Here is a 25,051-nt window from a genome sequence, read left to right as displayed (position 1 = left end):
GTGTCGCAGCCAGCGGGCTGTGGAGCAGAAAATGGCGACTCTTTTGCGCCATTGACTGGTTTTTTCAGCAACGGGAACAGGCATACTGCGACTCATGCGACCGGAGAAGGAGAACCCGATGAGCAAGAAGATGAATAAGGTAGCGGGGCTGGCCCTGTTGCTGCTGAGCATTCCGGCCAGTGCCGATGCCATGCGCTGCAAGAATGCGCTTATTACCGAGGGCGACACCACCGCCGAGATGCTGCTCAAGTGCGGTGAGCCCATGCTGCGCGAAGAGCTCAACCGCAACGAGGAGAACCAGTTTGGCAACCTGGTGCAGGTCAAATATGGCGAACGCTGGACCTACAACTTTGGCAAGAACGAGTTCATGCGCTTCGTGACGGTGCGCAACGGCATCATTACCGACATCGAAAACGGCCCGCGCGGCGACTAACCGGCGGGCAAAGCATGGATGCACAACAGACAGTAGGGCAAGACCCTTTGGCTCACATGTCCGGCAGGGGGTCGCTGTGACGAAGCTGGCTGACGGCCTGATTGATCTGGCGGGCCAGCCTCAGCCGCTGGCGGCAGGTCAGGCCATGGAGGCTGATCCTGCCTGCGTTGAATTCAAATGTCCCCAGCGACTCGATGGCAAAATAGCCTCGGTGAAAGCTCTTGATGTAGCGAGCGATCTGTCGTGGGGATAACTGCTTGAACACCTTCATCACAAGTTTCCTGATTGCCGGGACAGGGCACACTATGGTGTCGGTCGATGACACCGAGATGACGGTTTATAAAGATTTGCATGAATCCTCATTCTGGTGAAGGGCACCATAAAAAGGGCCGCCCCGGCAGAAAAAGTAGTGCCATGACAACGAACAGCACCGATATACTGCGGGCTTGAATGGAACAAACGAAAGGGCCTGTGCGTGGAATGGGTTGATGTGGTGGACGGGAATAACCGGGTGATTGGCGTGGCCGAGCGAGCCAAGGTGCGGCGGGAGAATCTCTGCCATCGCGCCAGCTATATTCTGGTGCTCGACGACGCGGATCGGATCCTGGTGCAGCGGCGCACCCTCAGCAAGGATTTCTGCCCCGGCATGCTGGATGCCTGCGCCGGTGGTGTGGTCACGACCGGTGAGGAGATGGAGCCCTCCGCCCGCCGCGAGCTGGCCGAGGAGCTGGGTATTGCCGATGTCCCCCTGCAGGGCTTTGGCAGTTTTTATGCCGAAGGGGAGGGCTATCGGGTCTGGGGCGGTCTCTTCAGTTGCCGCTATCAGGGGCCGCTGCAGCTGCAGGCCGAAGAGGTGAGCGCGGTACACTGGATGAGCCTTGCCGAGATTGCCGAGCGCGCCAGCGAATTTACCCCCGACTCCCTGCTCGCCATCGCCACCTGGCAGGCGAGGCGCTGACAAGCGTCAGACATTTTTCTCGCCAGAGACAAAACGGGCAGCCTGATGGCTGCCCGTTTGCATTTGTACATTTGTGCATCTGTCTAGGTGGCTACACCAGCTTGAGGCGCCGGTTGGTGCGTCCGCACGCGCTGTGCTTGGCGAGCCAGTGACCTTGCCAGTCGGTGACCAGCCGCAACAATGGATACTCCAGATCGAGCCGGGTCACCACTAGCTGGCCCGTTTCATCGCCGCTCACTGGGTTGCCGCTGGCGGGATCGATGATTTCGACGATGCAGCTCTCGTTGACGATAAAACCCTGACCGGGCTGACTCTCGTAGGCCACCACCCCCACATCCTGCCACACCAGACAGTTGAGGGCCGCAATGCCGTGAACGGCGCGCAGTGGTGCGGTTTCGGGATGGGTGGCTTCGCACAGCAGGGCGCGGCGCAGCGAGTCGGTGGGGATCTCCGCCGCCTCGGCCGCTTCCAGCAGGTCGAGCAGGGTTACCAGCGGACCGACGTAGCCGGTAGGTTGATAGCGCAGCAGCGCCTCCAGCTGGCGCTGGGTATCGTGTGGCCCGCAGGGCACCACGGGGGCGCCCAGCTGGCGGGCGCCGTTATCAAAGATAAAGGCGGTGGGGCCGGTGTGGTAGTCGTGGCCGTTGAGCATCACTTCCCCCGCCTTGAAACCGGCGGCAAACAGGGCCCGAGCGGCGCCCCACCAGTCTGCCCCGGCATACTCGGGGATGGCCAGCTGGCCCGGACAGGAGAAGACCCGCAGCGCCTGACTGGCCGGACGGCCGGTGAGACCGGCAAAGGGGGGGTGAGCCTGCTGGGCAGCAAACAGCTCTGTGGTGTCGAGCAGCGGCAGGGTGGCCAGCTCTGCCAGATCCTCGAGGTGACATTGGCGATAGGCGCTGGAGTAACCGGCGCAGTATTGACTGACATGGGTAAGCTGATGATTGAGCTGGTCCAGTTGCTGCTGTTCGCGCAGGGCGGGGGGACGAATTTCCAGACCATCGTAGTAGTGTTGCATGGGGCCTCCTGGCGCCGTGAAACCTGCTCAAGAGTAGTCTGCCCGAGCGGAAAATGCCCGTCCGCCATCGGTGATCCGGCTCACGGTTCCGGTTGGGATGGCTCATCACATCGGGTTAAACTGGCGACTTTCCACCACGACTCAGGATTAGAAGCCATGATTGCTGTCGGACACCCCCTGCCTGCGGGCGAATTTACCTTTATTACCCCGGAGGGCAAGCAGCAGCGGGATAGCCACACGCTGTTCGCCGGTAAAAAAGTGGTGCTGTTTGCGGTGCCTGGCGCTTTTACTCCCACCTGCTCCAATGCCCATCTGCCCGGTTACGTGGTGCTGGCCGATCAGTTCATGGCCAAAGGGGTGGATGCTATCTGTTGTCTGTCGGTCAACGACGCCTTTGTGATGCGGGCCTGGCAGACGGCCCAGAATGCCGAGGCCATCACCATGCTGGCGGATGGTGATGGCAGCTGGAGCCAGGCGTTGGGTCTTGCCAAGGATACCGGCGCCTTTGGCGGCATCCGTGCCCAGCGCTTTGCCTTGATCGCCAACGATGGTGTGGTAGAGCAGCTGTTTGTGGAGGCCCCCGGCAAGTTCGAGGTCTCCGATGCGGCGAGCCTGCTGGCCGCGTTGTGAAATGTTAATCACGGTTTGATTTCCCCTTGAATTGGGAAATGGCATCGCTACACTGGGCGCCACTTTCCCATGGTGCCGGCAGGGTTTGCTGGCGCTCCTGTTTGCTGACGAAGAGATGAAGATCCTATGACCCTGGCTTTTGTTGCCCTGATTGCCGGACTGGCGCTGCTGGTCTGGAGTGCTGACAAGTTTGTCGATGGTGCCGCTGCCACCGCCCGTTATGCGGGGATGCCGCCGCTGCTGATCGGCATGGTGATCATCGGGTTTGGCACCTCTGCCCCGGAGATGGTGGTCTCGGCGCTGGCGGCCTCCCAGGGCAATCCCGGCTTGGCGCTCGGCAATGCCTATGGCTCCAACATCACCAACATTGCGCTGATCCTGGGTCTGACGGCTCTTATCAGCCCTATCGCGGTGGCCTCTCAGGTGGTGCGCAAGGAGATCCCGATACTGCTCGGCATTACCCTGCTCTCCGGCGCCCTGCTGATGGATGGTCATCTGGGCCGGATGGATGCGGCTATTCTCGGCGTCGTTTTCGTTGCCCTGATGGGCTGGTCCATCTGGGCTGGCATGAATGGCAAGGGAGATGCGCTGGATAGCGAGACCGCCGAGGATATCGAAAGCGAGGGGATGTCCCTCAAGAGCGCCATTATCTGGTTGGTTGTCGGGCTGGTGTTGCTGATCGGTGCATCCCGCTTGCTGGTGTGGGGGGCGGTGACTATCGCTCAGGCGCTCGGCATCAGCGATCTGGTGATTGGCCTCACCATAGTGGCGGTCGGGACCTCGCTGCCTGAGCTGGCGTCATCGCTGATCGCCATTCGCAAGAACGAGCATGATCTGGCGCTCGGCAACGTGATCGGCTCCAACCTGTTCAATACTCTGGCGGTGGTGGGGATTGCGGCAGCCATTCACCCGCTTGACGTGGCGTCCGAGGTACTTACCCGTGACTGGAGCATCATGATGGGGCTCACCCTGTTGCTGCTGGTGATGTGTCTGGGTCGCAAGGGGCAGGGGCGGATCAACCGGCTGGAAGGGGGCGTGCTGCTGGCCTGCTTCGTCGCCTATACCGGTTGGTTGCTGACCAGCCAGTTTATCTGATTGGCGTTGGTGAAATGAGAGAGGGGGAAGCTTAAGCTTCCCCCTCTTGTTTTTGCTCGGTGAGCCTGTTGGCCGTCAGGCTACTGCCACCAGCTTTTGCCCCTTCTGGCTGCTGTCCAGAATGAGGATGCTCGCCTTGGGGAAGAAGTTGAAGGTGGAGGCCGAGGCCCAGGTGTAGGCACCCATCACCTTGCCTACCACCAGCTCGCCGATAGCCAGATCCGGCAGCATGATCCCTTCGCGGATCACGTCCACGCTGTCGCAGGTCGGGCCGGAGAGCACCGAGTTATGCTGCTCGCCGCTGGCATAGGGCGTGCTCACCGGATAGGTGACGTGGTCATAGAGCTGGCCGTTGTAGCTGCCGTAGAGGCCGTCATCCAGGTAGTACCAGATCTTGTCGCCACGGTGGGCCTTGCCCATCACGCTGGCGACCGAGGTCATGGCCGGTGCGCTGATAAAGCGGCCCGGTTCGGCAATCTTCTGCACGGTGGCGGGCAGCTTGGCCAGCGCCTCGCGGATCGGCGCGCAGAAGCCGTCGATGTCGAACTCGCCCCCCTCATAGTCGACCGGGAAACCGCCGCCGATATCCAGCACCCAGGGCTTGAGCCCAAGCGCCCAGGCCTGCTCCATGATCTCGCGGCAGGCGTCGATGGCCTGCACATGGCGACGGGCGTGGGGCACCTGGGAGCCGACGTGGAACGACAGCCCCATCACCTTGATCCCCTTGGCGTGGGCCAGTTGCAGCAGCGGCAGCGCCTGCTCCGGAGTGCAGCCGAACTTCTTGGAGAGATCGACCTTGGTCTCGGGGTTCGGGAAGCTGACCCGCAGCAGCAGTTTCACTTCGTCCTTGTAGGGAATGAACTTCTCAAGCTCCAGCGGGTTGTCGTAGACAAACACGGTGCATCCGAACTCCAGCGCATAACGGATATCGCTGTCGCGCTTGATGGGATGGGTATGAATGCAACGTCCCGGGCGAACCCCCTGACTGCGCACCAGATCCACTTCGCCATTGGTGGCCAGATCGAAACAGGCCCCCTCTTCCTTCAAGACAGAGACCACTGCCTCGTGGGGCAGGGGCTTGAGTGCATAGTGCAATCGTACATCGGGCAGGGCGGCGGCCAGCGCCCGATACTGTTTGCGGACGGCTGCCTTGTCGAGCAGCAGCAGGGGGGAGCCGAATTGTTCAACCAGCTGACGGTAATCTTGTGCGACCACATCTTTTGCAACCAGGGTCTCGTTCATTCTCTTTTGGTCATCCTTAGGGGGCGTGATATGCCCAAGCCATATGCGATTGAACCGGCGACGGCCGGGTCAGGCGAGCGGTCCGGTGGGACCAACCGAACACAGTGCATAAATTGATGGCAAAGTGCTTGGTTATGCGCCGGATTATCGGCTTATTGATTCTGTGTGCAAGCATTTTGATTGAATATGTTGGCAAGATTTTCTTGGCGAAACGAGAGGGAGCACTGTTCTCTATCCGGCACTTTTCCGTTTGGGCCGCATGTCATCTACGAGCGCCTAACTTGTTGATAGTTAACTAACATTTAACATCCTTGCCAATGTTCCGGTGGCAACAAAAAAAGTACAAACAGGGATGGCCAAGTGCGAGACAGCTCACATTTTTTGGATTAACATGCCAGCTTCCTAATCCAAACTAGTTCGGATGAAGGTAGCAGGAGAGCGATGGGGGACCATCCACCGAAGAAGTGAATCTTTCAGGTACCGGGCAACCGGTGTGGACTGCTACTGGACGATACTCTGGAGAGACCCGTTAAATCGGGCGCCGAAGGAGCAAGGCACCATGACTACCCGTAAGGGCAGGCTGGCGCCGGAAACTCTCAGGCAAAAGGACAGAGGGGATGGGATGGTTGTACCTGAGCTTGGAACTGTTCACGATCTGTAACGAGAGGTCGTCAGCAAGGTAAAGTGCAGCGCAGGAACCGGAGTGTATGTAAATACATGAGGCTTCCGAGCAGCGCATGAGCCTTGATCACGGCCTCGCAGTAAGAGTGTGAACACGTTCTTGGCCTGCATCCGATCGCCTCTGGCCGATCGCGACACCTATGGGAAGATCATCCTTCTCCTCCTTAATCTTTGTTTTTTAAGGAGGATGCATGTCATCAATTCAATCGGCGTTAACCGCCATCGATAGTTTTATCTGGGGTCCGCCCCTGCTGATCCTGCTGGTCGGGACCGGTATCTATCTCACCCTGCGTCTGGGTCTGCTTCAGGTCGTGCGCTTGCCGCTCGCTCTGCGTCTGGTCTTTGGTCGCGATCAGGGCCATGGCAAGCAGGGGGATGTCTCCAGCTTCGGTGCCCTCTGCACCGCCCTCTCTGCCACCATTGGTACCGGCAACATCGTCGGGGTTGCCACTGCCATCAAGCTGGGCGGTCCCGGTGCCCTGTTCTGGATGTGGATGGCGGCGCTGTTCGGCATGGCCACCAAGTACGCCGAGTGCCTGCTGGCGGTCAAATACCGCGAGCAGGATGCCAACGGCCAGATGGCTGGTGGCCCCATGTACTATCTGGAGAAGGGGCTCGGTTCCAAACCGCTCGCCAAGCTGTTTGCCCTGTTTGGTATCGGCGTGGCCTTCTTCGGCATCGGTACCTTCCCGCAGGTCAATGCCATCTCTGACGCCATGAGCCTCTCCTTCTCGGTGCCCCGTGAAGCGACCGCCGTGGTGCTGACCCTGATCGTGGCGCTGGTGACCCTGGGGGGGATCCAGTCCATCTCCAGCGTGTCGAGCAAGGTAGTGCCCTTCATGGCCATCTTCTACATCGTCGCCTGTCTCGGCGTGCTGGTGAACAACGCCAGCGCTCTGCCCGATGCCGTCATGCTGGTGATCGAGAGTGCCTTTAGCGGCCATGCGGCGACCGGCGGCTTTGTCGGCGCCAGCATCATGCTGGCCATTCAGTCCGGGGTGGCACGCGGGGTCTTCTCCAACGAGTCGGGGCTGGGCTCTGCGCCCATCGCGGCGGCGGCGGCCAAGACCGATTCCTGCGTGGAGCAGGGGCTGGTCTCCATGACCGGCACCTTCATCGACACCATCATCATCTGCACCATGACCGGCCTGACCCTGGTGGTGACCGGGGTGTGGGGTGGCGACTTGAGCGGTGCAGCCATGACCAGTGCCGCCTTTGCGCAAGGACTGGATGCCCATATTGGCCAGTATCTGGTGAGCATTGGCCTGCTGTTCTTCGCCTTTACCACCATCCTTGGCTGGAACTACTATGGCGAGCGCTGCACCGAGTACCTGTTCGGGGTGAAGGCGATCAAGCCCTACCGCCTCATCTATCTGGCTCTGGTGGCGAGCGGCGCCTTCCTCCATCTGGATATGATTTGGTTGCTGGCGGATATCGTCAACGGTCTGATGGCGGTGCCCAACCTCATCGGCCTGATTGGCCTGCGCCATGTGGTGATCGCCGAGACCCGCGCCTACTTTGGCCGCGACTGCGATACGGAGTCAGAGCCCGAGCCGCAGACGGCCTGAACGCCTCCGCCCGTTTCACGCTCCACTTGAAAAGAACAAGCCACGACTCGGGTCGTGGCTTTTTTGTGCGCGGCGCTATTTCCATGGGCGGGCGTGTTCCCTCTCCCTCCGGGAGAGGGTCAGGGTGAGGGGGACTGCCCCTCGCTCAGCAGGCTCTCCAGACGTGCTCGCACCTTGTCCACCAACGCCTCGTCGCCACCGCGCCAATCGATGCAGCTTGCCAGTGTGGTGGAGGTTCCCGTCATAAAGCGCAGTTCGCCGCCCGCCAGTTCGTAGAAGCGGCTCGCCATCCTGGTTCCCTCATCCACATCACCCGCTACCAGCAGCATGGCTTGCGCCAGCACCGCGCCCTGGTGATCCTGCCCCGGCGCCAGCCAGCGCTGGGCGGTGCCGGTGATCTTGCGTCCCCCAATCACCAGATTGTACTGACCATCGCAAAAAGAGCCGGGCACGAAGTCATAGCTTCCCTCAAGACCGTATTCCGCCAACAGGCTCAGCAGCGGCTCGCCCAGCAGCCGGTAGTAGTGGGCCAGATCTGTGGTGGTGCGGGGCAATAGCAAGGAGAGGTTGAGAATGCCCGCACCGTGGGGCACGGCGGTGCCGCCGCTGTCGCGCACATGCACCGGCCAACCTTCAGCGGCAAGTTGCTGGCAGGCGGCTTCGTAATGGGGGAGGCGGGTATCCTTGCGGGTGACAATCAGGCATTGGGGCGCCTGCCAGAGGTGAGCGCGGGGCTGGCCGTCATGGGCACAGTCGCGCAGCCAGTGCTGCTCTTGTGCCAGGATCTGTGCGGGTGAAGCGGTATCGGGGAGGGGGGAGAGCAGGCGGTAGGGCATGGCGGCATCCTCAAAAAAGGCTGCCCAGCACACTACCTGTGGCGACTGGCAAGGTAAAGCCCCGCAGTGCGGGGCTTGGGTTTGCTAGCGGTGGGCGATGTCTCAGGAGTGATGCACTTCGCGCTTTGGTAGCAGCAGGTTCATCACGATGGCGGTGATGCCACCGGTGGCGACGCCGTAGGAGAGCACGCTTCTGGCCAGCTCCGGCAGGTGTTGCAGTACCTCCGGCACCTGTGCGACCCCCAGTCCCATGGCGAGCGATACCGCCAGGATCATCAGGGCGCGGCGATCCAGCTCCTCGCGGGCGATGATGCGCACCCCGGCGGCGGCGATGGTGCCGAACATCACGATGGTGGCGCCGCCCAGCACGGGTTCGGGGATCTGCTGTACCAGACTGGCGACCGCCGGGAACAGGCCGAGCAGCGCCAGCATGGCGGCGATAAAGAGGCCGACATGGCGGCTGGCCACTCCGGTCAGCTGAATAACGCCGTTATTCTGGGCGAAGGTGGACATGGGGAAGGTGGAGAAGACCGCCGCCAGCATGGAGTTGGCGCCATCGGCCAGCACGCCGCCCTTGATCCGCGCCATATAGACAGACCCTTCCAGCGGCTCGCCGGAGATATCAGAGGTGGCGGTCATGTCGCCGATCGCTTCGAGCGCCGTCACCACGAAGATGATGGCGAGCGGCACGAACAGCTGCCAGTCAAAGCCGAGCCCGTAGTGGAGCGGAATGGGCACCATCAGCAGCGGGCCATCGAAGGTGGGGGCGCTTACTTTGCCCAGCAGCAGCGCCACGGCATAGCCCGCCAGCATGGCGATCATGATGGCGGAGAGGCGCAGCCAGGGGTTACGACTGCGCTGCAGCAACACGATAAGGCCGAGCACCAGCAGTGAGAGGAAGAGGTTGGTGTGGCTGGCGAAGCTGCCATCAGAGAGGGCCGCATAGCCGCCGCCCATGCTGATCAGCCCCACCTTGATCAGGGTCAGGCCGATCAGCAGTACCACGATACCGGTCACCAGCGGGGTGATGATCCGTTTCACCAGATGGAGGAAGCGGCTCATCACAACTATGGTCAGAGCGGCGGCCAGCATGGTGCCGAACAGGGTGCCCAGCAGATCCTCGGTGGGCATGGCCGCCTGTTTGAGGGCGAGACCGGAGGCGATGATGGGGCCGAGGAAGTTGAAGCTGGTGCCCTGTACCGAGAGCAGGCCGGAGCCGATGGGGCCGAAGCGGCGGGTCTGGATGAAGGAGGCGATGCCGGACATGACCAGCGACATGGATACGATATAACGGGTGTCGGCGGCAGGGAGGCCGAGGGCATTGGCGATAATCAGGGGCGGGGTAATGATGGCGACAAACATGGCGAGCATATGCTGCAAGGCGGCGAACAGGGTCTGGGGCAGGGGCGGTACATCGTCTATGCCGTAGACCAGTTCGCTATGGGCTCGCCTGGGGGGATGTGCCTCCGGGGTGATGCGTGTGGCAGCAGCCTGTTCCATAAGTACCTCGAATTGTGTGGGGAGGGGGGAGAAAATTGGGCGCTATTGTAGTGATTGAAATGGCGCTGACCAGCGCTAATTATGCGAAAAAAGGTTTATTTTTTGATGGGTTGAAACGTTTGCGCGCGGCGATTATCATCTGTCGGTTTGTGTGACCTGTCTCACGGTTTAATTTCCCCTTGCCCCCCCCCGCCTCGGTGTAGAATGAGCCCTCTGTAGTTGTGTGGAGATTCTGGTGCTGAAATTGGCGGAGTTCTGGAGTGCCAAGGTTCACTCCGAAGACTTTACTCGTACCCGCATGGGATTTATGACGGTGCGTTTGCGCCTGCTTACCTGTCTGTTGATGATCGGTTTGCCGGCCTGGGCGGTGGTGGATTGGGTCACCTTGCCCGCCATCCATTTCGAGCAGCTGTTCCTGGCCAGGATCTTCTGCACCCTGGCGTTGTCGCCGCTCATTCCGCTCTCTTATCTTATTCATTTCAAACGGGAACGGATGAAGCTGGCCCTTGGCTACCTGATGGCCGTGATGATGCTCTTCTCCCTCTTCTGCCTGCACAGCTTTGGCGCAGAGCAGGAGCTGCAGGCGGGTTACGTGGCCTTTCCCTATCTGCTGATCACCCTGTTTGCCATCTTCCCCATCCCCCTCTCCCTCGGTTTGCAACTGGCGGGTGTGGTGCTGGTGACCATGCTGCTGGGCCACTGGCTGTTGGTGGGCCAGACCATCTGGAGTCAGGCCACCCTGAATCAGGTGTGGGTGCTCGGCATGTTTACCATGGCCAGCTGCTGGGTGCAGTGCGGCCAGCTCAACATGCTGCTGCGGCTCTATCGGGAATCCACTACCGACGAGCTGACCGGCATGATGAACCGCCGCTTGCTGATGAAGCAGCTGGAGCAGGCCAGAGAGAAGCTGAAAGCCAAAAAGAAGCCCTTTGCGGTGATGTTGCTGGATCTCGATCGCTTCAAGCGGATCAACGATATTTACGGCCATCTGGCGGGGGATGCGGTGCTCAAGGAGGTGGCTACCACCCTGGGCGAGCAGCTGGAGCCTGACATGGTGCTGGGGCGTTATGGCGGCGAAGAGTTTGCCATCCTGATGCACAACTGCGGTGATCCGGTGCAGGTGAGCCGGGTGGCGGAACGGCTGCGCATTGCGGTCGAGGCGCGGCTGGTGAAGAGCCCCACCTCGGATGAACTGCTGGAGGTGACGGTGAGTATCGGCATTGCCATGGCCCGTGCCGGAGACACCATCGATATTCTGATCAACCGCGCCGACGAGTGTCTCTATCAGGCCAAGATGGCGGGACGCAACTGCGTGGTGGTCGAGGGGCAGAACAGCGCAAAAACAGATGCCGCCTGAGGGCGGCATCGTGTTGGCAAGGTGCTGGTGAAATCAGGCCAGCTTGTACTTGCCGGAGAGCTGCTGGGCCAGCAACTTGAACATGTTGAAGACCGCCATGGTCTTGCCGGTCGGGGTGCCATCTTCGGCCAGGAAAAACTCCCCCTTGAACACCAGAATATCCCCCTTCTGCTCCACCGAATCGGCGCGCATACCGTGGATGAAGTCTTCGTGGCTCTTGATGATCTTGTTGGCCATCTCAAGCAGGGCAGTCTCGGTGATCAGCTCTTTTTGTGGTTGCATGCTCGTCTCCTTAAACGACTACTGGACAGGGAAACCGTGGATCCCTGCCTCTGATTGAAGAGGCGCCCAGCATACTGCAAACAGGGTTTTTCTGTCATTGATATGACCCCGATTTGTGGCTGTTTATCCGATCACCAGATTCTTCAGCCAGCGGCGCTGGCGAATGCGGCGCTGCACCAGCAGCATCTTGCTGAACTCCTCCAGCAGCACCACCGCCACCACCCAGGAGAGGGGCCAGCCGAGCACAGTAACGGCCACCCAGGCGAGCGGGATGCCGATGCACCACATGCCGACGATATCGATGAAGATGCTGTAGTTCACATCGCCGCCGGAGCGCAGCACCCCGATGATCCCCACCATGTTGAACACCTTGAGCAGCATCCCCAGACACATGATGCCGAGCACCTGTCCCGCCTCTGTCATCAGCTCGGGGGGCAGGTTGCCGACCCATTGCAGCAGGTTGGCTTGCAGCAGCCAGACCGCAATCCCCACCAGCAGTGCGCCAATCGGTGCCAGCAGCAGAAACAGCTGGGAGTGTTGCCAGGCTACCTCGTACTCCTCGGCCCCGAGTCGGTGACCGAGCAGGGTCGAGCAGGCCACCGCCAGCCCGAAGAAGAGGGAGATGAGGATGCTCTCCAGGGTGCCGAGGGTGGTCATGATGGCCAGCGAATCGGTGCCCAGATGGGCGTAGAGAAAGCCGTAAATCAGCATGCCGAAGGCCCAGAGCCCGTCATGGAACAGCAGTGGCAGGGCGATCAGGGTAAAGCGCACCACCTCCTTGCGTTTGAAGGCGGCCAGCCAGTCATTTTTTCGCGGGATCAGGCGCGCCTCGTAGCGTCTCACGTAGATCAGCAGCAGGGTCGTTTGCAACAGCCGTGAAATGGTGGTGCCCCAGGCCGAGCCGGCTACGCCCATCGCCTCGCAGCCGAAGTGACCGAAGATGAGGGCGTAGTTGAGGATGACGTTGGCGATGATGGCGATAATGCCGATGCGGGTTGGTGCGGCGGCATTGCCGACCGAGCGCAGGGCTGACTCCAGCGGCACCACGATGGCGGTGCAGAGGATGGTGGCGCCGGTGATCATCAAAAACTGGTCGGCGAGGGCGCGCAGTGCCGGATCCTCGCTGGCAAAACCCAGCACGCTACCCGGTGATAACACATAGATGAAGGCAAAGGGCAGGGTGACCAGCAGGGCGCCCACTATTGCCAGTGCCAGGGAGCGGCGAACCCCGGCCATCTCGCCGCGCCCGAAGTACTGTGCTGCCAATACCGAGACCCCGCCCGCGAGGCCCGCTATCACCAGCAGATTGAAAAAGAAGACCCGGTTACCCAAGCCGACCGCCGCCACTGCCGTGGTGCCAAGCTGGCTCACCATCATGATATCGATGAGGCCGAGCAGGGAGAACATCATGGACTGCAGCGAGACAGGCAGGGCCAGCCGCCACAGTCGGGTCATGAACTCGCGATCGGTGGTTTGTTTTAAAATCGCTTGCCAATAATTCATTAGTGTTAACCGGGTTTGAGAAAAGCAAGGTTTGTCATGGGTATGATAGGGGCATGTCGGGGCGTCATCACTGTGAGTGCCTCTCGGTTTTCTTGTGCAAAACTATCCTGTTGAGGTGTTATGCCATTTGCCAGCGAGTGTCTGGAGATAGCACCAGCCTGTGAAGAGCAGATGCTGGGACGTGAAGGGCTGCCCCTGCTCGGTGAGGCGGGGATCTTCCTTAGCGGGCTTTCCAAGATCCGCGATCACTACCTGATCCGCCGCAATCGCCCCGAGTTTCACATCCTGATGGTGAGTCATGACGAAGGGGGAGCGCTGCTCACCGACGAGGGGGAGCAAGCCATTCCGGCCGGGTCGCTGATTTTCCTGCCCGCCGCCGTGCCCGGCGGTCTCAAGCTGATTGGTGAGCGCTGGCAGATCAGCTGGATTTTGCTCGATGATGTGCCGCGCTGGCAGCATCTGCACCGCCTCGGTCACCGTATCTGGCAAGGGGATGGTGGCGATCAGCTCTACCACCTGCTCAGCCTGATGCAGGGGGAGGGGGTTCGCTCCCCGCTGCAGCCCCAACTGCTCAGCCTGTTGCTGGCGCTGCTGGAGCGCACCCTGCAAGGGGAGGTGCGCGGCACCCCTGAACTCAGATTGCAGGCGCTGTTTCGCCGGGTGGAGGCGCGCCTGGACGAACCCTGGAGTGTCGCCCTGCTGGCCGAACAGATGGCCTGCTCCGTGCCCCATCTGCACCGGCTCTGTCAGCAGGCGTTTGGCATGGGGCCCATGGCCAAGGTAACCGAGCTCAGAATGAACAAGGCGCGCCAGCTGCTGCTCTATACCAACTGGCCACTTGGCGAGCTGGCGGCCCGGGTCGGTTACAGCGATGGCGCCAACTTTGCCAACCGCTTTCGTCGTCTGACTGGTCAGACCCCGGGGGCATTTCGTCGACTCGGTCGCAAACCTTTTGCAACGGATATGCAAACTCTTTGAAATTAATGACACAAGCCCCTAGGATCGGCGGGTTCCTGCGTCTAGCTAACCGTTTAGGTACCAAGATCCATGTTTGAAGATAATAACCCGAAACGTCCCCTCTACATTCCCTACGCCGGTCCCGCCCTGCTGGAGACCCCCTTGCTCAACAAGGGCAGCGCCTTCACCAGCGAAGAGCGCAGCAACTTCAACCTCGAAGGCTTGCTGCCCCAGAATATCGAGACCATCGAAGAGCAGGCCGAGCGCGCCTATCGCCAGTTCATGGCGTTTGGCAACGACATGGACAAGCACATCTATCTGCGCAACATCCAGGATACCAACGAGACACTGTTCTACCGTCTGCTGCACAACCACCTGACCGAGATGCTGCCGGTCATCTATACCCCGACCGTGGGCAAGGCGTGTGAAGAGTTTTCCAACATCTATCGCCGCGCTCGTGGCCTGTTTATCTCCTATCCGGACAAGGACAGGATCGATGACATGCTGCAAAACGCCACCAAGCAGAACGTCAAGGTGATCGTGGTGACCGATGGCGAGCGGATCCTGGGTCTGGGCGATCAGGGGATCGGCGGCATGGGCATTCCCATCGGCAAGCTGTCGCTCTATACCGCCTGTGGCGGCATCTCGCCGGCTTACTGCCTGCCGGTGGTACTGGATGTCGGCACCAACAACCAGCAACTGCTGAATGACCCCTTCTACATGGGCTGGCGCAATCCGCGTATCTCCGGTGAAGAGTATGCGGAGTTCGTCGATGCCTTCATTCAGGCGGTCAAGCGCCGCTGGCCAGACATCCTGCTGCAGTTCGAAGATTTCGCCCAGAACAACGCCATGCCGCTGCTTAACCGCTACAAGAATGAGCTCTGCTGCTTCAACGACGATATTCAGGGCACTGCGGCGGTGACCCTGGGCAGCCTGATCGCCGCCTGCAAGGCCTCCGGCGCCAAACTTTCCGAGAAGCGAGTCGCCTTCCTCGGCGCGGGCAGCGCGGGCTGCGGCATTGCCGAGCAGATCGTGGCGCAGATGAAGGCCGAAGGGCTGACCGATGCACAGGCTCGTGGCCGGGTCTTTATGGTGGACCGTTTCGGTCTTATCACCGACAAGATCCCCAACCAGCTCGACTTCCAGCGCCGTCTCTCCCAGCCGGTGGAGCGGATCAAAGACTGGCCGGTGGGGGACAATATATCCCTGCTGGAGGTGATGGAGCACGGTCGTCCGGACATCCTGATCGGGGTCTCCGGCCAGCCGGGTCTGTTCACCGAAGAGGTGGTCAAGACCATGCACAAGCACTGTGCCCGCCCTATCATCTTCCCGCTCTCCAACCCCACCTCCCGGGTCGAGGCGACGCCGGCTGACCTCATCCGCTGGACCGACGGTCAGGCGCTGGTGGCCACTGGCAGTCCGTTTGCGCCGGTGGAGCACAAGGGCAAGCGTTATGTCATCGCCCAGTGCAACAACTCCTTCATCTTCCCGGGGATTGGCCTTGGCGTTATCGCCTCCGGCGCCACCCGGGTGACCGACGCCATGCTGATGTCAGCCAGCCGCGCGCTGGCGGAATGTTCACCGCTGGTGAAAGGGGAAGAGGGCTCATTGCTGCCGGATCTGGCGGATATCCATCAGGTTTCCCGCTACATCGCCAAGATGGTGGCCAAGACCGCCATGCTGCAGGGCAAGGCGGTACAGACCCCGGACGAGGTGATTGAGCAGGCGATCGAGGCCAACTTCTGGCATCCGGAATATCGCCGCTACCGCCGTACCTCGTTCTGATTGGACGGGGCGTGAATACCACAGCAAAGCAAAAGGGATGCGCAAGCATCCCTTTTTACTGCACGTCTGACATGGTTATCGCCTCAAGATGAACTACTCGCTGGCGCCCTGTACGCCGGTGACGCGCACTTCTACCCGGCGATCAGGTCCAAGGCAGTCGATCAGTGCGGCTTTGGCCTTGATGGCATCACACTGGTTGCCGGTGACCGGGTTGCTCTCGCCATTGCCCTGAATGCTCACCTTGTCGGCAGGCAGCCCCTTGCCGATCAGGAAGTCGGCGACTGTTTTTGCCCGCGCCTCGGACAGCGTCTGGTTGTTGGCATCCGAGCCGATACGGTCGGTATAACCCATCACGACGGCACTGCCATCCTTGGGTTGCACGTCGACGATCTGCTGGTAGAGATCGTCCAGCGCGCTCATCCCCTCCTGCTTGAGATCTGCTTTGCCAAAGGCGAACAACACATCGGAACTGAGGTTGAAGGTCTGATCGACCACTTCCGGTTCAACGGGTGGCGGGGGGACCACGACCGGTGCCGGGGTGGGGGCCGCTGCTGCGGGTTGGCTGCGATTGGGGTGGATCACCAGCTCCAGGGTGGCGGTGCTGACGTCGCTGACCCAGCGCTGGGTACCGCTGTTGGCTTTGCCGTTATCCGGATCATCGCCAACGCGCACTATGTAGCGGTAGCGCGCCTGCAGATCGACCCAGTCATGGAGCCGCGCCGTCAGGCCCAGGCCTGCCAGCGGTGCCAGGTTGTCGTCCCCGCCGTTGACTGATTCGACGTGATAGATATAGCCACCGCCCTCGGCAAAGACCGAGAACATCTCGCTGAGCGGCAAGCGGCCAATCACTGACAGGGTTGCCCCCTTGCTGTTGAAGTCATGGCCGCTGATATCCCAGTCTCCGGTGGAGAGATAGCCAATCTCGGCTCCCAGATTTTCTGTGAAGTTGTAGCCGCCAAACAGGGAGAGCGCAGTCGCATCCTTGCTGACATCCTGACTGAAGTCATTCAAATCGTGCGCAATGGCCCAGCCACCGCCGACCCCGGCATACCAGTCGTGAACCGGTACCGCTTGTGCGCCTGTGCTCGCCAATGCCAGTGCAATCCACACAGGTTTTACTCTTATGTTCATCGCGTATCCTCGTCGATGTTTGGTGTAGTGGGGATTTTTGTTAGTAAAACCCCACACTTATTTATAGGTGACGGGCTGTTTTTAACCACCCGGGAGGTATGGATAGTGGCAATAAGTGAACCCATGTCACTGAAACGATGCGGGAAGGAGGAAGGTGGTTTGCGGTGAGTGACAAAAGAGCCAAAAAAAGGAGGCCAGGTGGCCTCCTTGTTATGTCGGACTGCAGGATTACTGTGTGACTTGCTGCACGCCGATGACACGTACTTCGACGCGACGATCCGGGGCCAGGCAGGAGATCAGCTGAGCCTTGCCCTTGACGCTGTTGCACTGGGTACCGGTGACCGGATTGGCTTCACCGCGACCTTCGATGGCAACTTTTCCTGCCGGCAGACCTTTGCCAACCAGGAAGTCCGCCACGGTACGAGCGCGTGCTTCGGAGAGTTTCTGGTTGTAGGCATCAGAACCGATACGGTCGGTGTAACCGACGACCACGGCGCTGCCATCTTTCGGCTGAACATCAACGATCTGCTGATACAGGGTGTTGAGCGCTGCGACACCTTCTGGCTTGAGGGTGGATTTGCCAAAGGCAAACAGCACGTCAGAGCTCAGGGCGAAGTTCTTGTCGACCAGTACCGGCTCGGGAACCGGCTCAGGGGCAGGGGCGGCAACCGGGGCAACATAAGAGGTGCGGTTCGGGTGCATCACCAGCTCCAGGGTCGCGACGCTCATGTCGCTCTCCCAGGTTTTCTGCTCGTCACCCAGATTCCAGAGATAGCGGTAGCGGGCTTGCACATCGATCAGGTCGGAGATCTTGGCGGTCAGGCCCAGACCGGCCAGCGGCGCGGTGCCGTTGTCGCTGTTGCCATTGCCGTTGACGTGATTGAAGTAGGCACCACCTTCAGCAAACACCGAGAAGATGTCGCCCAGCGGCAGACGGGCGATACCGGAGAGGGTTGCACCCTGGGTCTTGAAATCGCTGCCGTCAACGCCCGCTTTACCGGCGTAGAGGTAGCCCAGTTCGGCTGAGTAGTAGTCGTTGAAGTTGTAACCGCCGAACAGACTCAGTGCGGTGGCGTCTTTGTCAGTGTCTTTGCCAAAATCATCCAGATTGTGGGCATAGGCCCAGCCAGCACCGATACCGGTGTACCAGTCATCGGCGGCTTGTGCTGTGGTGCCAGCGGCGGCCAGCGCCAGTGCAATCAGGGTAGGAGCCATTTTGAGTTTCATCGGTTTATCCTCGTTGTATTAGCCCGGGTCGGGCAATGCACTTGTTTTTATTGCTGCGAAAAATCGCCAGCAAAGTGGATAGCGAAGGCTTTGGACTCTCATGATGCAGTGGCGTCATGGACAACAGACCGGACAAGAAGCGCTTTTTAGTGCTTATCCAATACCTTACAGGCGCAACTACTTTATGCTTTCGGGGCGGGGCAGGCAAGCGCAGGGAGGGGGAACTGAGGGATGCAAGCGAGAATGAAACAAACAAAAAGGGATGCCGCAGCATCCCTTTTTTTCGCACTATCTGAACGAGGTCAGATTATTGCTGAACTTCTTGTACGCCAGATACGCGAACTTCTACGCGACGATCCGGAGCCAGGCAGGAGATCAGTTGAGCTTTAGCGGTTACGCCGTTGCACTTGGTGCCGGTAACCGGGTTGGCTTCGCCACGACCTTCGATGGCAACCTTGCTGGCAGCCATACCTTTGCTCACCAGGAAGTTGGCAACGGTACGGGCACGGGCTTCAGACAGCTTCTGGTTGTAAGCGTCGGAACCGATACGGTCGGTGTAACCAACAACAACAGCGTTGCCATCTTTCGGCTGGAATTCAACGATTTGCTGATACAGACCGTTCAGGGCTGCAACGCCTTCCGGCTTCAGGGTGTCTTTGCCGAAGGCAAACAGCACATCTGAGTTCAGGGCGAAGTTCTTCTCTACCACTTGCGGAGCAGGAGCAGGGGCTTCTTCAACAACCGGAGCAGCTACCGGAGCTACGTAGGAAGTACGGAACGGGTGGTATACCGCTTCCAGAGTAGCAACGCTCTGGTTGGACTTGTAACGGTCACCGTTGTCGGCGTGCAGGTCAGCCACGTCCCACATGTAGCGGTAGCGAGCTTGCAGATCCAGCGCGTCACTTACTTTGTAAGTCACACCGGCACCGGCCAGCGGGGAAACTTTAGTGTCGCTTACACCCAGACCGTCGGTGTGAGCCCAGTAGGCGCCGCCTTCAGCGAACAGGGAGAAGTCGTTGCCAACCGGCAGACGAGCGATACCGGACAGGGTGGCACCCTGGTTTTCGTAACGGTTGCCGTCGGTGTTACCACGACCGGCATACTGGTAACCGAATTCGGTACCGAAGTTTTCGGTGAAGTTGTAACCAACGAAGGCGTTGGCTGCAGCTGCATCTTCTTGACCTACGTTGGTGCTTTCTATCTTGTTCAGACCGTTGAAGTGAGCAGCACCGACACCGGCACCGAAGTAGATGTCGTCAGCGGCGTGAGCAGCGGTAGCACCCAGAGCAGCCATGGCGATGGCGATCATGGAAGGAGCCATTTTCATCATAAAAAAATCCTCGTTGAGATCGCACGTTATTCACGTGCTTCACACTTTTTAATTTATGTAAGCTGCAGGCTCCGCCGTACGGCTGGCGTCGAGTCTGGCAGATGACCCGGCAAAACCGGGTTGCACACTCTCCTGGTGTGTCGAGTGCGCTGGCATGGCACGCAATGCGTGAGAAACCACTGCCAGGCAACTGATGTCATTCCGATGACGAGGCGCACTCTATGCCGATTTTAAAACATGATCAAGCTCACAAATGAGCCTTATGGCAAATTGTGTCGTGTCGTTAAATGGCTGTTTATCCAGATTAATTAGTGATCCAGATAGGCCCTGTGCAGTTTCTTTTCAAGTTTCATATAGGCCTGAACCCAGTCGGAATGCGGGTTGGCAGGATTTGCTCTGGCAGCAAAGACCGCGAGGTAATCTGCCTCGGTTGCATGCTCCAACAGGGGGGTAAATGTCATCAAGAAATGTCGGGCCAAATAGGGGTCAAGTGGCCAGATATTGAGGATGGCCCGCGCCACAGGCTGAACCGCAGCTGAACAGATGAAATGGCGGTGTCCGGCGTCCAGCCAGTCAGCCATCTTGCACAAGCCGGATTCGGGTACCAGACCACCATCACCCGGGGTAGTTGCCAGAGCAATAGCCTGACCATTTACCGTGATAAGCTGTTCATTGTTATGCAGGGTGCCGTCGTGGCTGCGCAGGGCCAGGCCCGCAGCTTCCTGTTCAAGAAACAGGCTGCAGCTGTCCGGCAGGGCGGCCAGGATCTCGCTGGCATGGCTGTGCATCGATGCCGGAAGCCAGAATGCTTCGGCGCGATATTGTTCACCTTGCAGGCGCTGTTGCGCCAGTTCTGCAGGGCTGGAAACGGGGTGCAGGCGAGAGATAATGCCGGGAAACGCCATACTTATTCCTCTTATTGGGTAGCGGGCGAATTATACGAGTTATTCTGGCGGCAACAATAAAGGTTTCTTTTCGAGACTGTTTACCTGAGACGGCTGAGCGATTACCATCCCCGATGAAAGTAAGGGTTGTCGCCGAAAGGCGCTCATAAAGATAGAGGCTCGACCATAACGAGTCCGTACAAAACTGATACACTTGACTACGAGTCGTCGCGAAAAATAAAGGCGGAGTAAATCCGCCGAACGGAGTATGGAACATTATGAATTCAAATATCGTCACTGTTGGCAAGAAGATCCGTCAGATCCGTGAAGCGGTCGGTTTAAGCCGTCCGAAGTTTGCAGATTTGCTCGGTGTTCCTCCCACCACACTGAAAAACTACGAGCTGGGCTATCGTGAAGTTGGGGGCGCCTTCTTGGTTGCCCTGGCGCACCACCCGGATCTGCACAAGTTCACCCTCTGGCTGCTGGCAGACAAAAAAGTCGCTGAAATCGGCCAGATTGGACCGGATGATCTCGCCAAGGTGTGATCATCGATATGAATAGAAATGCCGCCTTCGGGCGGTATTTTTTTGCCTGCAAATCAGAGCCCTGGTTGCCGCTTTTTTCTTATCTGTGCTCTATATAGGGCTTTTGCTCAAAACATCTTGGCAAACCACCATAAACCTCAGAAAATTCCGACCCTCAAAATCCGGTTCATCTCGCATGATGCGAAATAAGTGAGACAAGCATGAGTCAAACACCCCCCAAGGCCCGCGACGGCTTTACCAGTAAGTTCGGCGTCCTTGCCGCCACCCTTGGTTCAGCCGTCGGCCTCGGCAATATCTGGAAATTCCCCTACCTGACCGGTGAAAACGGTGGTGCCGGCTTTCTGCTGGTCTATGTGATCGCCACCCTGCTGGTCGGTTTGCCGGTTATGATTTCCGAGATCATGCTGGGCCGCAAAAGCAAAACCGATGCGGTGACCACCCTGAGCAATCTCGCTCCGAAAGGGCAACCCTGGTGGCTGATTGCGGTGATGGGGGTGCTGGCGGCCTTCCTGATCATGTCTTTCTACTCGGAAGTCGCGGCCTGGGTGTTTGCCTATATCTTCAAGGCGATCGATGGCTCCATTCTCTCCACCGATCCCGAGGTCACCGGCGCTGCGTTTGGCGCGCTGATCAGCAACCCGCTGCAGAGCCTGCTGTGGCAGTGGCTGGTGCTGGCCCTGATGGGCGGCATCCTGCTGATGGGGGTTTCCAAGGGGATCGAAGCGGTCACCAAGAAGCTGATGCCGGTGCTCTTTATCCTGCTGCTGGTGATCGGTATCCGCAGTCTGACGTTGCCGGGGGCGAGCGAAGGTCTCTCCTTCCTCTTCTCGCCAGATTTCTCCAAGATCACCGGCGCCGTGGTGCTGACCGCCATGGGGCTGGCCTTCTTCAAGCTCTCCATCGGCATGGGTTGCATGATGACCTACGGCAGCTACTTCCGTGATGACCAGAACATTCCGCTCACCGCGTTTCGGGTGATGTGCGCCGACCTGTTCGTCTCCATGCTGGCCGGTATCGCCATCTTCCCGGCGGTGTTTGCCTTCGGGTTCGAGCCGACAGCCGGCCCGTCGCTGCTGTTCATCACCATTCCGGCGGTGTTTGCCAGCATCCCGTTTGGCCATGTTTTCATGGTGCTCTTCTTCGTGCTGTCGGCCATCGCGGCCACCGGCGCCATGCTCTCCATTCTGGAAGTGCCGGTCTCGGTGCTCTCCGAGCGCTTCAAGATGAGCCGCCCCAAGGCGACCCTGATCAACCTGCTGGTGCTGGGTGCGGTCGGTTCCACCTGCGCGCTCTCCAACAGCGCCATGGCGGATGTGCAGATTGCGGGCAAGACCTTCTTCGATCTGTTCGACTACCTCTCCTCCAACATCCTGATGCCGCTCGGCGGTATCTTCCTCTGCCTGTTTGTGGGCTGGGTATGGGGCGAGGAGAAGATGCGCGATGCCCTGACCAATGGCGGCGAGCTGGTTCTGCCCATTCTCAAGCCACTGTTCTTCATCATCCGCTATGTCTCACCGCTGCTGATCCTGATCGTGATGCTCAAGGGGCTGGGGCTGTTCTAAGCCGAGGGTTTTGTCATAGCAAAAGAGCGCCGCAAAGCGCTCTTTTTGTTGGTGTCGGCAAAGATGGCGGAGTTACAACAAGCCAAGACGAGACAGTTCATCCTTGAGTTGATCGAGGTTGCGCTCGACGCAGGCTTCCCCCTCGTTGATGGCGTCGCTGGCGCGATGAAAATCCATGATGGAGAAGCTGCCAAGGCGCGGGCAGAGCTGGATTTCCGGCGGATCGCCCGCCATCCGGGCGCGGGTAATGCGCTCCTGCATGATGTTGATGGAGCCACTCATCACGCTCCACAGACCCGGGGTGGCTGGCGCGGATTCACCGCGATTGAGCCACTGGCTGAGCAGGCCCATGCTGCCAGGTTGATCCGGCTCGTCGGTCCAGGGTTGGTGCAAGTCGGTGTTGAGGTTGACGGCGATCACCACCTCTGCCCCCATGGCGCGGGCCAGCGAGATGGGCACCGGATTGACCACGGCGCCATCGACCAGCCAGCGGTCGTTGACCCGGGTCGGCGTGAGGATCCCCGGCATGCCACAGGAGGCGCGTACCGACTGGCGCAGCGGCCCCTGTTGCAGCCAGATTTCGCGGCCGGTATCGAGTTCGGTGGCGACACAGGCGAAGGGGATGGGCAGGCTCTCCAGCTCAGGATTGCCCAGGTGGTTGGCGGCGAGGCCAAACACCTTCTCGCCACGAAACAGACCGCCGGAGAGGGCCGGGTCGAGCAGGCTGACCACCTGCAGGCGGGTAAAGCCGCGCACCCATGACTCCAGGCGGTCCAGCTCACCGGCGGCATAGGCGGCGCCAACAAAGCTGCCGATGGAGCAGCCGGCGATGAGGTCGGGCTTGATGCCCAGTCGTTCAAGGGCGCGGATGACGCCGATATGGGCCCATCCTCTGGCGGCACCGCTCCCGAGAGCGAGCCCTACGCGGGGTTTACGTGGCACGACGTTCCTCCAAAAAGGGGTTGGAGCGACCAGCTTACTCCGCAAGTCCGGATGCGTCACCCTGCCATCTTTCGCTGCGGTTGCGCCCGTTGGCTTTGGCCTGATAGAGCGCCACATCGGCACGGCGCACAGCCTCATGGAGCGGGATGCCCGCCTCGTGGGGGTGGTAGCCGAGGCTGATGGTGACCACCAGCCCGGGCTCGATGGCGGCCCAGTGATGATCGGCTACGGCGAGTCGGATTTGCTCTGCCAGCTCGCCGAGTCGGGAGGCATCACTGTGGCCAATCAGCAGCAGAAACTCCTCGCCACCCCAGCGGATCAATTTGTCCGACGGACCGATCTGCTGCTGGCAGAGCTGCACCAGCCGGATCAGCACCATATCGCCAACGGCATGGCCGAAGGTGTCGTTGACCCGTTTGAAGTGATCCGCATCGAACATCAGGATCCCGGCTTGCAGTCGCGCCAGCTCGCCCCCCTGCTCCAGGCGCTCCAGATAGTGGCGATTGAAGGCACCGGTGAGGGCATCGTGACAGGAGAGGTAGTTGAGTCGCAGGTTGAGACGGTGGGACCTCAGGTTGGAGAGGGCCGCCAGCAGCATAAAGAGGATGGCGAGCAGGGTCGGTGCGGATTGGCAGAGCATGGCCCACGCCAGCGGTAGCAGGGTGACGCTGTGTACCAGTCGCAAGGGGGTATCGGGGATCGCCATCGTCAGTTGCAATCGCCCCTGTCGCCAGCGGTACTCACCGGTGGGCGCGGGGTCCTGCGGGATCACCGGTTGGCGCGCACTGCTGGCCAGCACCTGATGATACTGATTGAGCAGCAGATACTCCCCCAACGCCGGCGTCAGCTGATTGAGCTGCTGTTGCAGGCGGGCGAGCAGCACATCCATGCTGATCATCCCCACCAGGGTGCCGTCCTTGTAGAGGGGTTGCGACATGGTGATCATGGTGCCGAGTCCGAGAAAGTCTTCGTAAGGGCGGGAGAGAACCGTTCCCTTGTCCGGCGTGCGGGTCGTCAGCGCATCTTGCCAGAAGTACTTCTGGTAAAGGGCGGGGTAGAAGCGAAACCGGCTGGAGGGCTGCCAGGGGTAGAGGTAGATAAAGTTGTCCACCCCGATGAAGTAGACCCAGGCGATCTCCTTGGCCAGGTGTTCGCTGGCGGTGGCCAGCAGGGGGGATAGGCTCAGGGCCAGATGCATGCGCGCCTCCCGCTCGCTGCCCGGTGGCGGCAGTGGCCCCGTACCGGTGAGGTTGCCTGCCAGCCCTGCGGGCAGGTTTGCGGGGAGCGTGTCCAGCGCCAGTCCATCCGGCAGAGCCTCGATGTGGCCATAGAGTTGGCGGGTCAGCACCGACTGGGGGTCGCTGCGCAGTCGCTCCTCGGCCTGACCGCGCATCGCCTCCAGAAAGACCTCAATCTGCTTGAACTGATCCCGCAGGTAGATGGCGCTGTTGAGGGTATCGCTTTGGTAGAGGCGTTCTATCTGTTTCAGGCTTTGCCGCAGGGTCAGACCAACCAGCAGGATGACCAGAGCAAACAGCAGCCAGGTCAGGCGGGTGAGAAAAGGGGTGGCTGACACATTGGGCAT

General features: G+C 60.0%; 23 protein-coding genes and 1 riboswitch. Of the genes, 10 read left to right on the top strand and 13 right to left on the bottom strand.

The window, feature by feature from the left end; translation table 11 throughout:
* Positions 1 to 118 precede the first annotated feature (118 nt).
* Positions 119 to 433 (top strand): DUF2845 domain-containing protein, encoded by a 315-nt coding sequence (locus BSP75_RS12515; protein ID WP_005343911.1) that lies wholly within the window; start codon positions 119 to 121, stop codon positions 431 to 433.
* A 52-nt stretch (positions 434 to 485) separates the two neighbouring features.
* Here BSP75_RS12515 and BSP75_RS12510 read toward each other — a convergent pair whose 3' ends face one another.
* Entirely contained in the window at positions 486 to 704 is a 219-nt protein-coding gene (locus BSP75_RS12510; RefSeq protein ID WP_075113411.1) for a DUF1107 family protein, read from the bottom strand.
* A 204-nt stretch (positions 705 to 908) separates the two neighbouring features.
* Here BSP75_RS12510 and yfcD point away from each other — a divergent pair, with 204 nt between their 5' ends.
* A complete protein-coding gene (gene yfcD, locus BSP75_RS12505) occupies positions 909 to 1,391 on the top strand; it encodes an NUDIX hydrolase YfcD (RefSeq protein WP_075113410.1) in 483 nt (160 codons plus the stop codon).
* Between the two features lie 91 nt (positions 1,392 to 1,482).
* On the opposite strand, the gene BSP75_RS12500 is transcribed toward yfcD, so the two are convergent.
* On the bottom strand, positions 1,483 to 2,409 hold the full coding sequence (locus BSP75_RS12500; RefSeq protein WP_075113409.1) for a phenylacetate--CoA ligase: 927 nt from the start codon (positions 2,407 to 2,409) through the stop codon (positions 1,483 to 1,485).
* A gap of 156 nt (positions 2,410 to 2,565) precedes the next feature.
* Between BSP75_RS12500 and BSP75_RS12495 the strand changes: the two genes are divergently transcribed.
* Positions 2,566 to 3,039, top strand: a complete 474-nt coding sequence (locus BSP75_RS12495) for a peroxiredoxin (RefSeq protein WP_075113408.1) — start codon at positions 2,566 to 2,568, stop codon at positions 3,037 to 3,039.
* Between the two features lie 126 nt (positions 3,040 to 3,165).
* Complete coding sequence (locus tag BSP75_RS12490; protein WP_075113407.1) at positions 3,166 to 4,134, top strand: calcium/sodium antiporter; 969 nt, start codon at positions 3,166 to 3,168, stop codon at positions 4,132 to 4,134.
* Between the two features lie 75 nt (positions 4,135 to 4,209).
* Here BSP75_RS12490 and BSP75_RS12485 read toward each other — a convergent pair whose 3' ends face one another.
* Entirely contained in the window at positions 4,210 to 5,376 is a 1,167-nt protein-coding gene (locus tag BSP75_RS12485) for a type III PLP-dependent enzyme (RefSeq protein WP_058052784.1), read from the bottom strand.
* 506 nt (positions 5,377 to 5,882) lie between these two features.
* Positions 5,883 to 5,998: riboswitch (glycine riboswitch) on the top strand.
* A gap of 250 nt (positions 5,999 to 6,248) precedes the next feature.
* Between BSP75_RS12485 and BSP75_RS12480 the strand changes: the two genes are divergently transcribed.
* A complete protein-coding gene (locus BSP75_RS12480) occupies positions 6,249 to 7,625 on the top strand; it encodes a sodium:alanine symporter family protein (protein ID WP_075113406.1) in 1,377 nt (458 codons plus the stop codon).
* A 119-nt stretch (positions 7,626 to 7,744) separates the two neighbouring features.
* Here the strand turns inward: BSP75_RS12480 and BSP75_RS12475 are convergent, their stop codons facing one another.
* Positions 7,745 to 8,461, bottom strand: a complete 717-nt coding sequence (locus tag BSP75_RS12475) for a protein ligase (protein WP_075113405.1) — start codon at positions 8,459 to 8,461, stop codon at positions 7,745 to 7,747.
* Positions 8,462 to 8,563: 102 nt separating this feature from the next.
* On the bottom strand, positions 8,564 to 9,961 hold the full coding sequence (locus BSP75_RS12470) for a nucleobase:cation symporter-2 family protein (protein WP_075113404.1): 1,398 nt from the start codon (positions 9,959 to 9,961) through the stop codon (positions 8,564 to 8,566).
* Positions 9,962 to 10,196: 235 nt separating this feature from the next.
* On the opposite strand from BSP75_RS12470, the gene BSP75_RS12465 reads away from it, so the two are divergent.
* The gene (locus BSP75_RS12465; RefSeq protein WP_083617164.1) at positions 10,197 to 11,318 is read left to right on the top strand and encodes a diguanylate cyclase; all 1,122 of its coding nucleotides are present in this window, start codon (positions 10,197 to 10,199) and stop codon (positions 11,316 to 11,318) included.
* 33 nt (positions 11,319 to 11,351) lie between these two features.
* Here BSP75_RS12465 and BSP75_RS12460 read toward each other — a convergent pair whose 3' ends face one another.
* Together BSP75_RS12460 and BSP75_RS12455 are read right to left on the bottom strand one after the other, a co-directional pair.
* On the bottom strand, positions 11,352 to 11,600 hold the full coding sequence (locus BSP75_RS12460) for a YciN family protein (RefSeq protein WP_075113403.1): 249 nt from the start codon (positions 11,598 to 11,600) through the stop codon (positions 11,352 to 11,354).
* A 123-nt stretch (positions 11,601 to 11,723) separates the two neighbouring features.
* Positions 11,724 to 13,103, bottom strand: coding sequence for an MATE family efflux transporter (locus tag BSP75_RS12455; RefSeq protein WP_075113402.1), 1,380 nt, complete (start codon positions 13,101 to 13,103; stop codon positions 11,724 to 11,726).
* 120 nt (positions 13,104 to 13,223) lie between these two features.
* Here BSP75_RS12455 and BSP75_RS12450 point away from each other — a divergent pair, with 120 nt between their 5' ends.
* Both BSP75_RS12450 and BSP75_RS12445 read left to right on the top strand, forming a co-directional pair.
* Positions 13,224 to 14,081, top strand: coding sequence for an AraC family transcriptional regulator (locus BSP75_RS12450; protein ID WP_075113401.1), 858 nt, complete (start codon positions 13,224 to 13,226; stop codon positions 14,079 to 14,081).
* A gap of 69 nt (positions 14,082 to 14,150) precedes the next feature.
* Positions 14,151 to 15,845, top strand: a complete 1,695-nt coding sequence (locus BSP75_RS12445) for an NAD-dependent malic enzyme (protein ID WP_075113400.1) — start codon at positions 14,151 to 14,153, stop codon at positions 15,843 to 15,845.
* 93 nt (positions 15,846 to 15,938) lie between these two features.
* Here BSP75_RS12445 and BSP75_RS12440 read toward each other — a convergent pair whose 3' ends face one another.
* The 4 genes from BSP75_RS12440 to BSP75_RS12425 all read right to left on the bottom strand — a co-directional run bounded on the left by BSP75_RS12440 (position 15,939) and on the right by BSP75_RS12425 (position 20,438).
* Positions 15,939 to 16,976, bottom strand: coding sequence for an OmpA family protein (locus BSP75_RS12440; protein ID WP_075113399.1), 1,038 nt, complete (start codon positions 16,974 to 16,976; stop codon positions 15,939 to 15,941).
* Positions 16,977 to 17,204: 228 nt separating this feature from the next.
* Positions 17,205 to 18,203, bottom strand: coding sequence for a porin OmpA (gene ompA, locus BSP75_RS12435; RefSeq protein ID WP_075113398.1), 999 nt, complete (start codon positions 18,201 to 18,203; stop codon positions 17,205 to 17,207).
* A gap of 307 nt (positions 18,204 to 18,510) precedes the next feature.
* On the bottom strand, positions 18,511 to 19,533 hold the full coding sequence (locus tag BSP75_RS12430; RefSeq protein ID WP_042656135.1) for a porin OmpA: 1,023 nt from the start codon (positions 19,531 to 19,533) through the stop codon (positions 18,511 to 18,513).
* 308 nt (positions 19,534 to 19,841) lie between these two features.
* Complete coding sequence (locus BSP75_RS12425; protein ID WP_075113397.1) at positions 19,842 to 20,438, bottom strand: hypothetical protein; 597 nt, start codon at positions 20,436 to 20,438, stop codon at positions 19,842 to 19,844.
* A 257-nt stretch (positions 20,439 to 20,695) separates the two neighbouring features.
* Between BSP75_RS12425 and BSP75_RS12420 the strand changes: the two genes are divergently transcribed.
* Complete coding sequence (locus BSP75_RS12420) at positions 20,696 to 20,962, top strand: helix-turn-helix transcriptional regulator (protein ID WP_040094449.1); 267 nt, start codon at positions 20,696 to 20,698, stop codon at positions 20,960 to 20,962.
* Positions 20,963 to 21,162: 200 nt separating this feature from the next.
* Positions 21,163 to 22,524, top strand: a complete 1,362-nt coding sequence (locus BSP75_RS12415) for a sodium-dependent transporter (RefSeq protein WP_042656137.1) — start codon at positions 21,163 to 21,165, stop codon at positions 22,522 to 22,524.
* Between the two features lie 72 nt (positions 22,525 to 22,596).
* Here the strand turns inward: BSP75_RS12415 and BSP75_RS12410 are convergent, their stop codons facing one another.
* Together BSP75_RS12410 and BSP75_RS12405 are read right to left on the bottom strand one after the other, a co-directional pair.
* The gene (locus BSP75_RS12410) at positions 22,597 to 23,466 is read right to left on the bottom strand and encodes a patatin-like phospholipase family protein (RefSeq protein WP_075113396.1); all 870 of its coding nucleotides are present in this window, start codon (positions 23,464 to 23,466) and stop codon (positions 22,597 to 22,599) included.
* A 34-nt stretch (positions 23,467 to 23,500) separates the two neighbouring features.
* Entirely contained in the window at positions 23,501 to 25,051 is a 1,551-nt protein-coding gene (locus BSP75_RS12405) for a sensor domain-containing diguanylate cyclase (protein ID WP_075113395.1), read from the bottom strand.

The organism is Aeromonas sp. YN13HZO-058, assembly GCF_001921245.1.
Taxonomy (GTDB): Bacteria; Pseudomonadota; Gammaproteobacteria; order Enterobacterales; family Aeromonadaceae; genus Aeromonas; species Aeromonas allosaccharophila.
The sequence above is the reverse complement of the archived record's forward strand: the minus strand, read 5'-3'. Positions and strand labels throughout refer to the sequence as shown.

What these genes read in the sequence shown, in the direction of transcription:
- BSP75_RS12515 (WP_005343911.1), top strand. Translation starts at nt 119, where the DNA reads ATGAGCAAGAAGATGAATAAGGTAGCGGGGCTGGCCCTGTTGCTGCTG.
- BSP75_RS12510 (WP_075113411.1), bottom strand. Translation starts at nt 704, where the DNA reads ATGAAGGTGTTCAAGCAGTTATCCCCACGACAGATCGCTCGCTACATC.
- BSP75_RS12500 (WP_075113409.1), bottom strand. Translation starts at nt 2,409, where the DNA reads ATGCAACACTACTACGATGGTCTGGAAATTCGTCCCCCCGCCCTGCGC.
- BSP75_RS12495 (WP_075113408.1), top strand. Translation starts at nt 2,566, where the DNA reads ATGATTGCTGTCGGACACCCCCTGCCTGCGGGCGAATTTACCTTTATT.
- BSP75_RS12490 (WP_075113407.1), top strand. Translation starts at nt 3,166, where the DNA reads ATGACCCTGGCTTTTGTTGCCCTGATTGCCGGACTGGCGCTGCTGGTC.
- BSP75_RS12485 (WP_058052784.1), bottom strand. Translation starts at nt 5,376, where the DNA reads ATGAACGAGACCCTGGTTGCAAAAGATGTGGTCGCACAAGATTACCGT.
- BSP75_RS12480 (WP_075113406.1), top strand. Translation starts at nt 6,249, where the DNA reads ATGTCATCAATTCAATCGGCGTTAACCGCCATCGATAGTTTTATCTGG.
- BSP75_RS12475 (WP_075113405.1), bottom strand. Translation starts at nt 8,461, where the DNA reads ATGCCCTACCGCCTGCTCTCCCCCCTCCCCGATACCGCTTCACCCGCA.
- BSP75_RS12470 (WP_075113404.1), bottom strand. Translation starts at nt 9,961, where the DNA reads ATGGAACAGGCTGCTGCCACACGCATCACCCCGGAGGCACATCCCCCC.
- BSP75_RS12460 (WP_075113403.1), bottom strand. Translation starts at nt 11,600, where the DNA reads ATGCAACCACAAAAAGAGCTGATCACCGAGACTGCCCTGCTTGAGATG.
- BSP75_RS12455 (WP_075113402.1), bottom strand. Translation starts at nt 13,103, where the DNA reads ATGAATTATTGGCAAGCGATTTTAAAACAAACCACCGATCGCGAGTTC.
- BSP75_RS12450 (WP_075113401.1), top strand. Translation starts at nt 13,224, where the DNA reads ATGCCATTTGCCAGCGAGTGTCTGGAGATAGCACCAGCCTGTGAAGAG.
- BSP75_RS12445 (WP_075113400.1), top strand. Translation starts at nt 14,151, where the DNA reads ATGTTTGAAGATAATAACCCGAAACGTCCCCTCTACATTCCCTACGCC.
- BSP75_RS12440 (WP_075113399.1), bottom strand. Translation starts at nt 16,976, where the DNA reads ATGAACATAAGAGTAAAACCTGTGTGGATTGCACTGGCATTGGCGAGC.
- ompA (WP_075113398.1), bottom strand. Translation starts at nt 18,203, where the DNA reads ATGAAACTCAAAATGGCTCCTACCCTGATTGCACTGGCGCTGGCCGCC.
- BSP75_RS12430 (WP_042656135.1), bottom strand. Translation starts at nt 19,533, where the DNA reads ATGATGAAAATGGCTCCTTCCATGATCGCCATCGCCATGGCTGCTCTG.
- BSP75_RS12425 (WP_075113397.1), bottom strand. Translation starts at nt 20,438, where the DNA reads ATGGCGTTTCCCGGCATTATCTCTCGCCTGCACCCCGTTTCCAGCCCT.
- BSP75_RS12420 (WP_040094449.1), top strand. Translation starts at nt 20,696, where the DNA reads ATGAATTCAAATATCGTCACTGTTGGCAAGAAGATCCGTCAGATCCGT.
- BSP75_RS12415 (WP_042656137.1), top strand. Translation starts at nt 21,163, where the DNA reads ATGAGTCAAACACCCCCCAAGGCCCGCGACGGCTTTACCAGTAAGTTC.
- BSP75_RS12405 (WP_075113395.1), bottom strand. Translation starts at nt 25,051, where the DNA reads ATGCCCAATGTGTCAGCCACCCCTTTTCTCACCCGCCTGACCTGGCTG.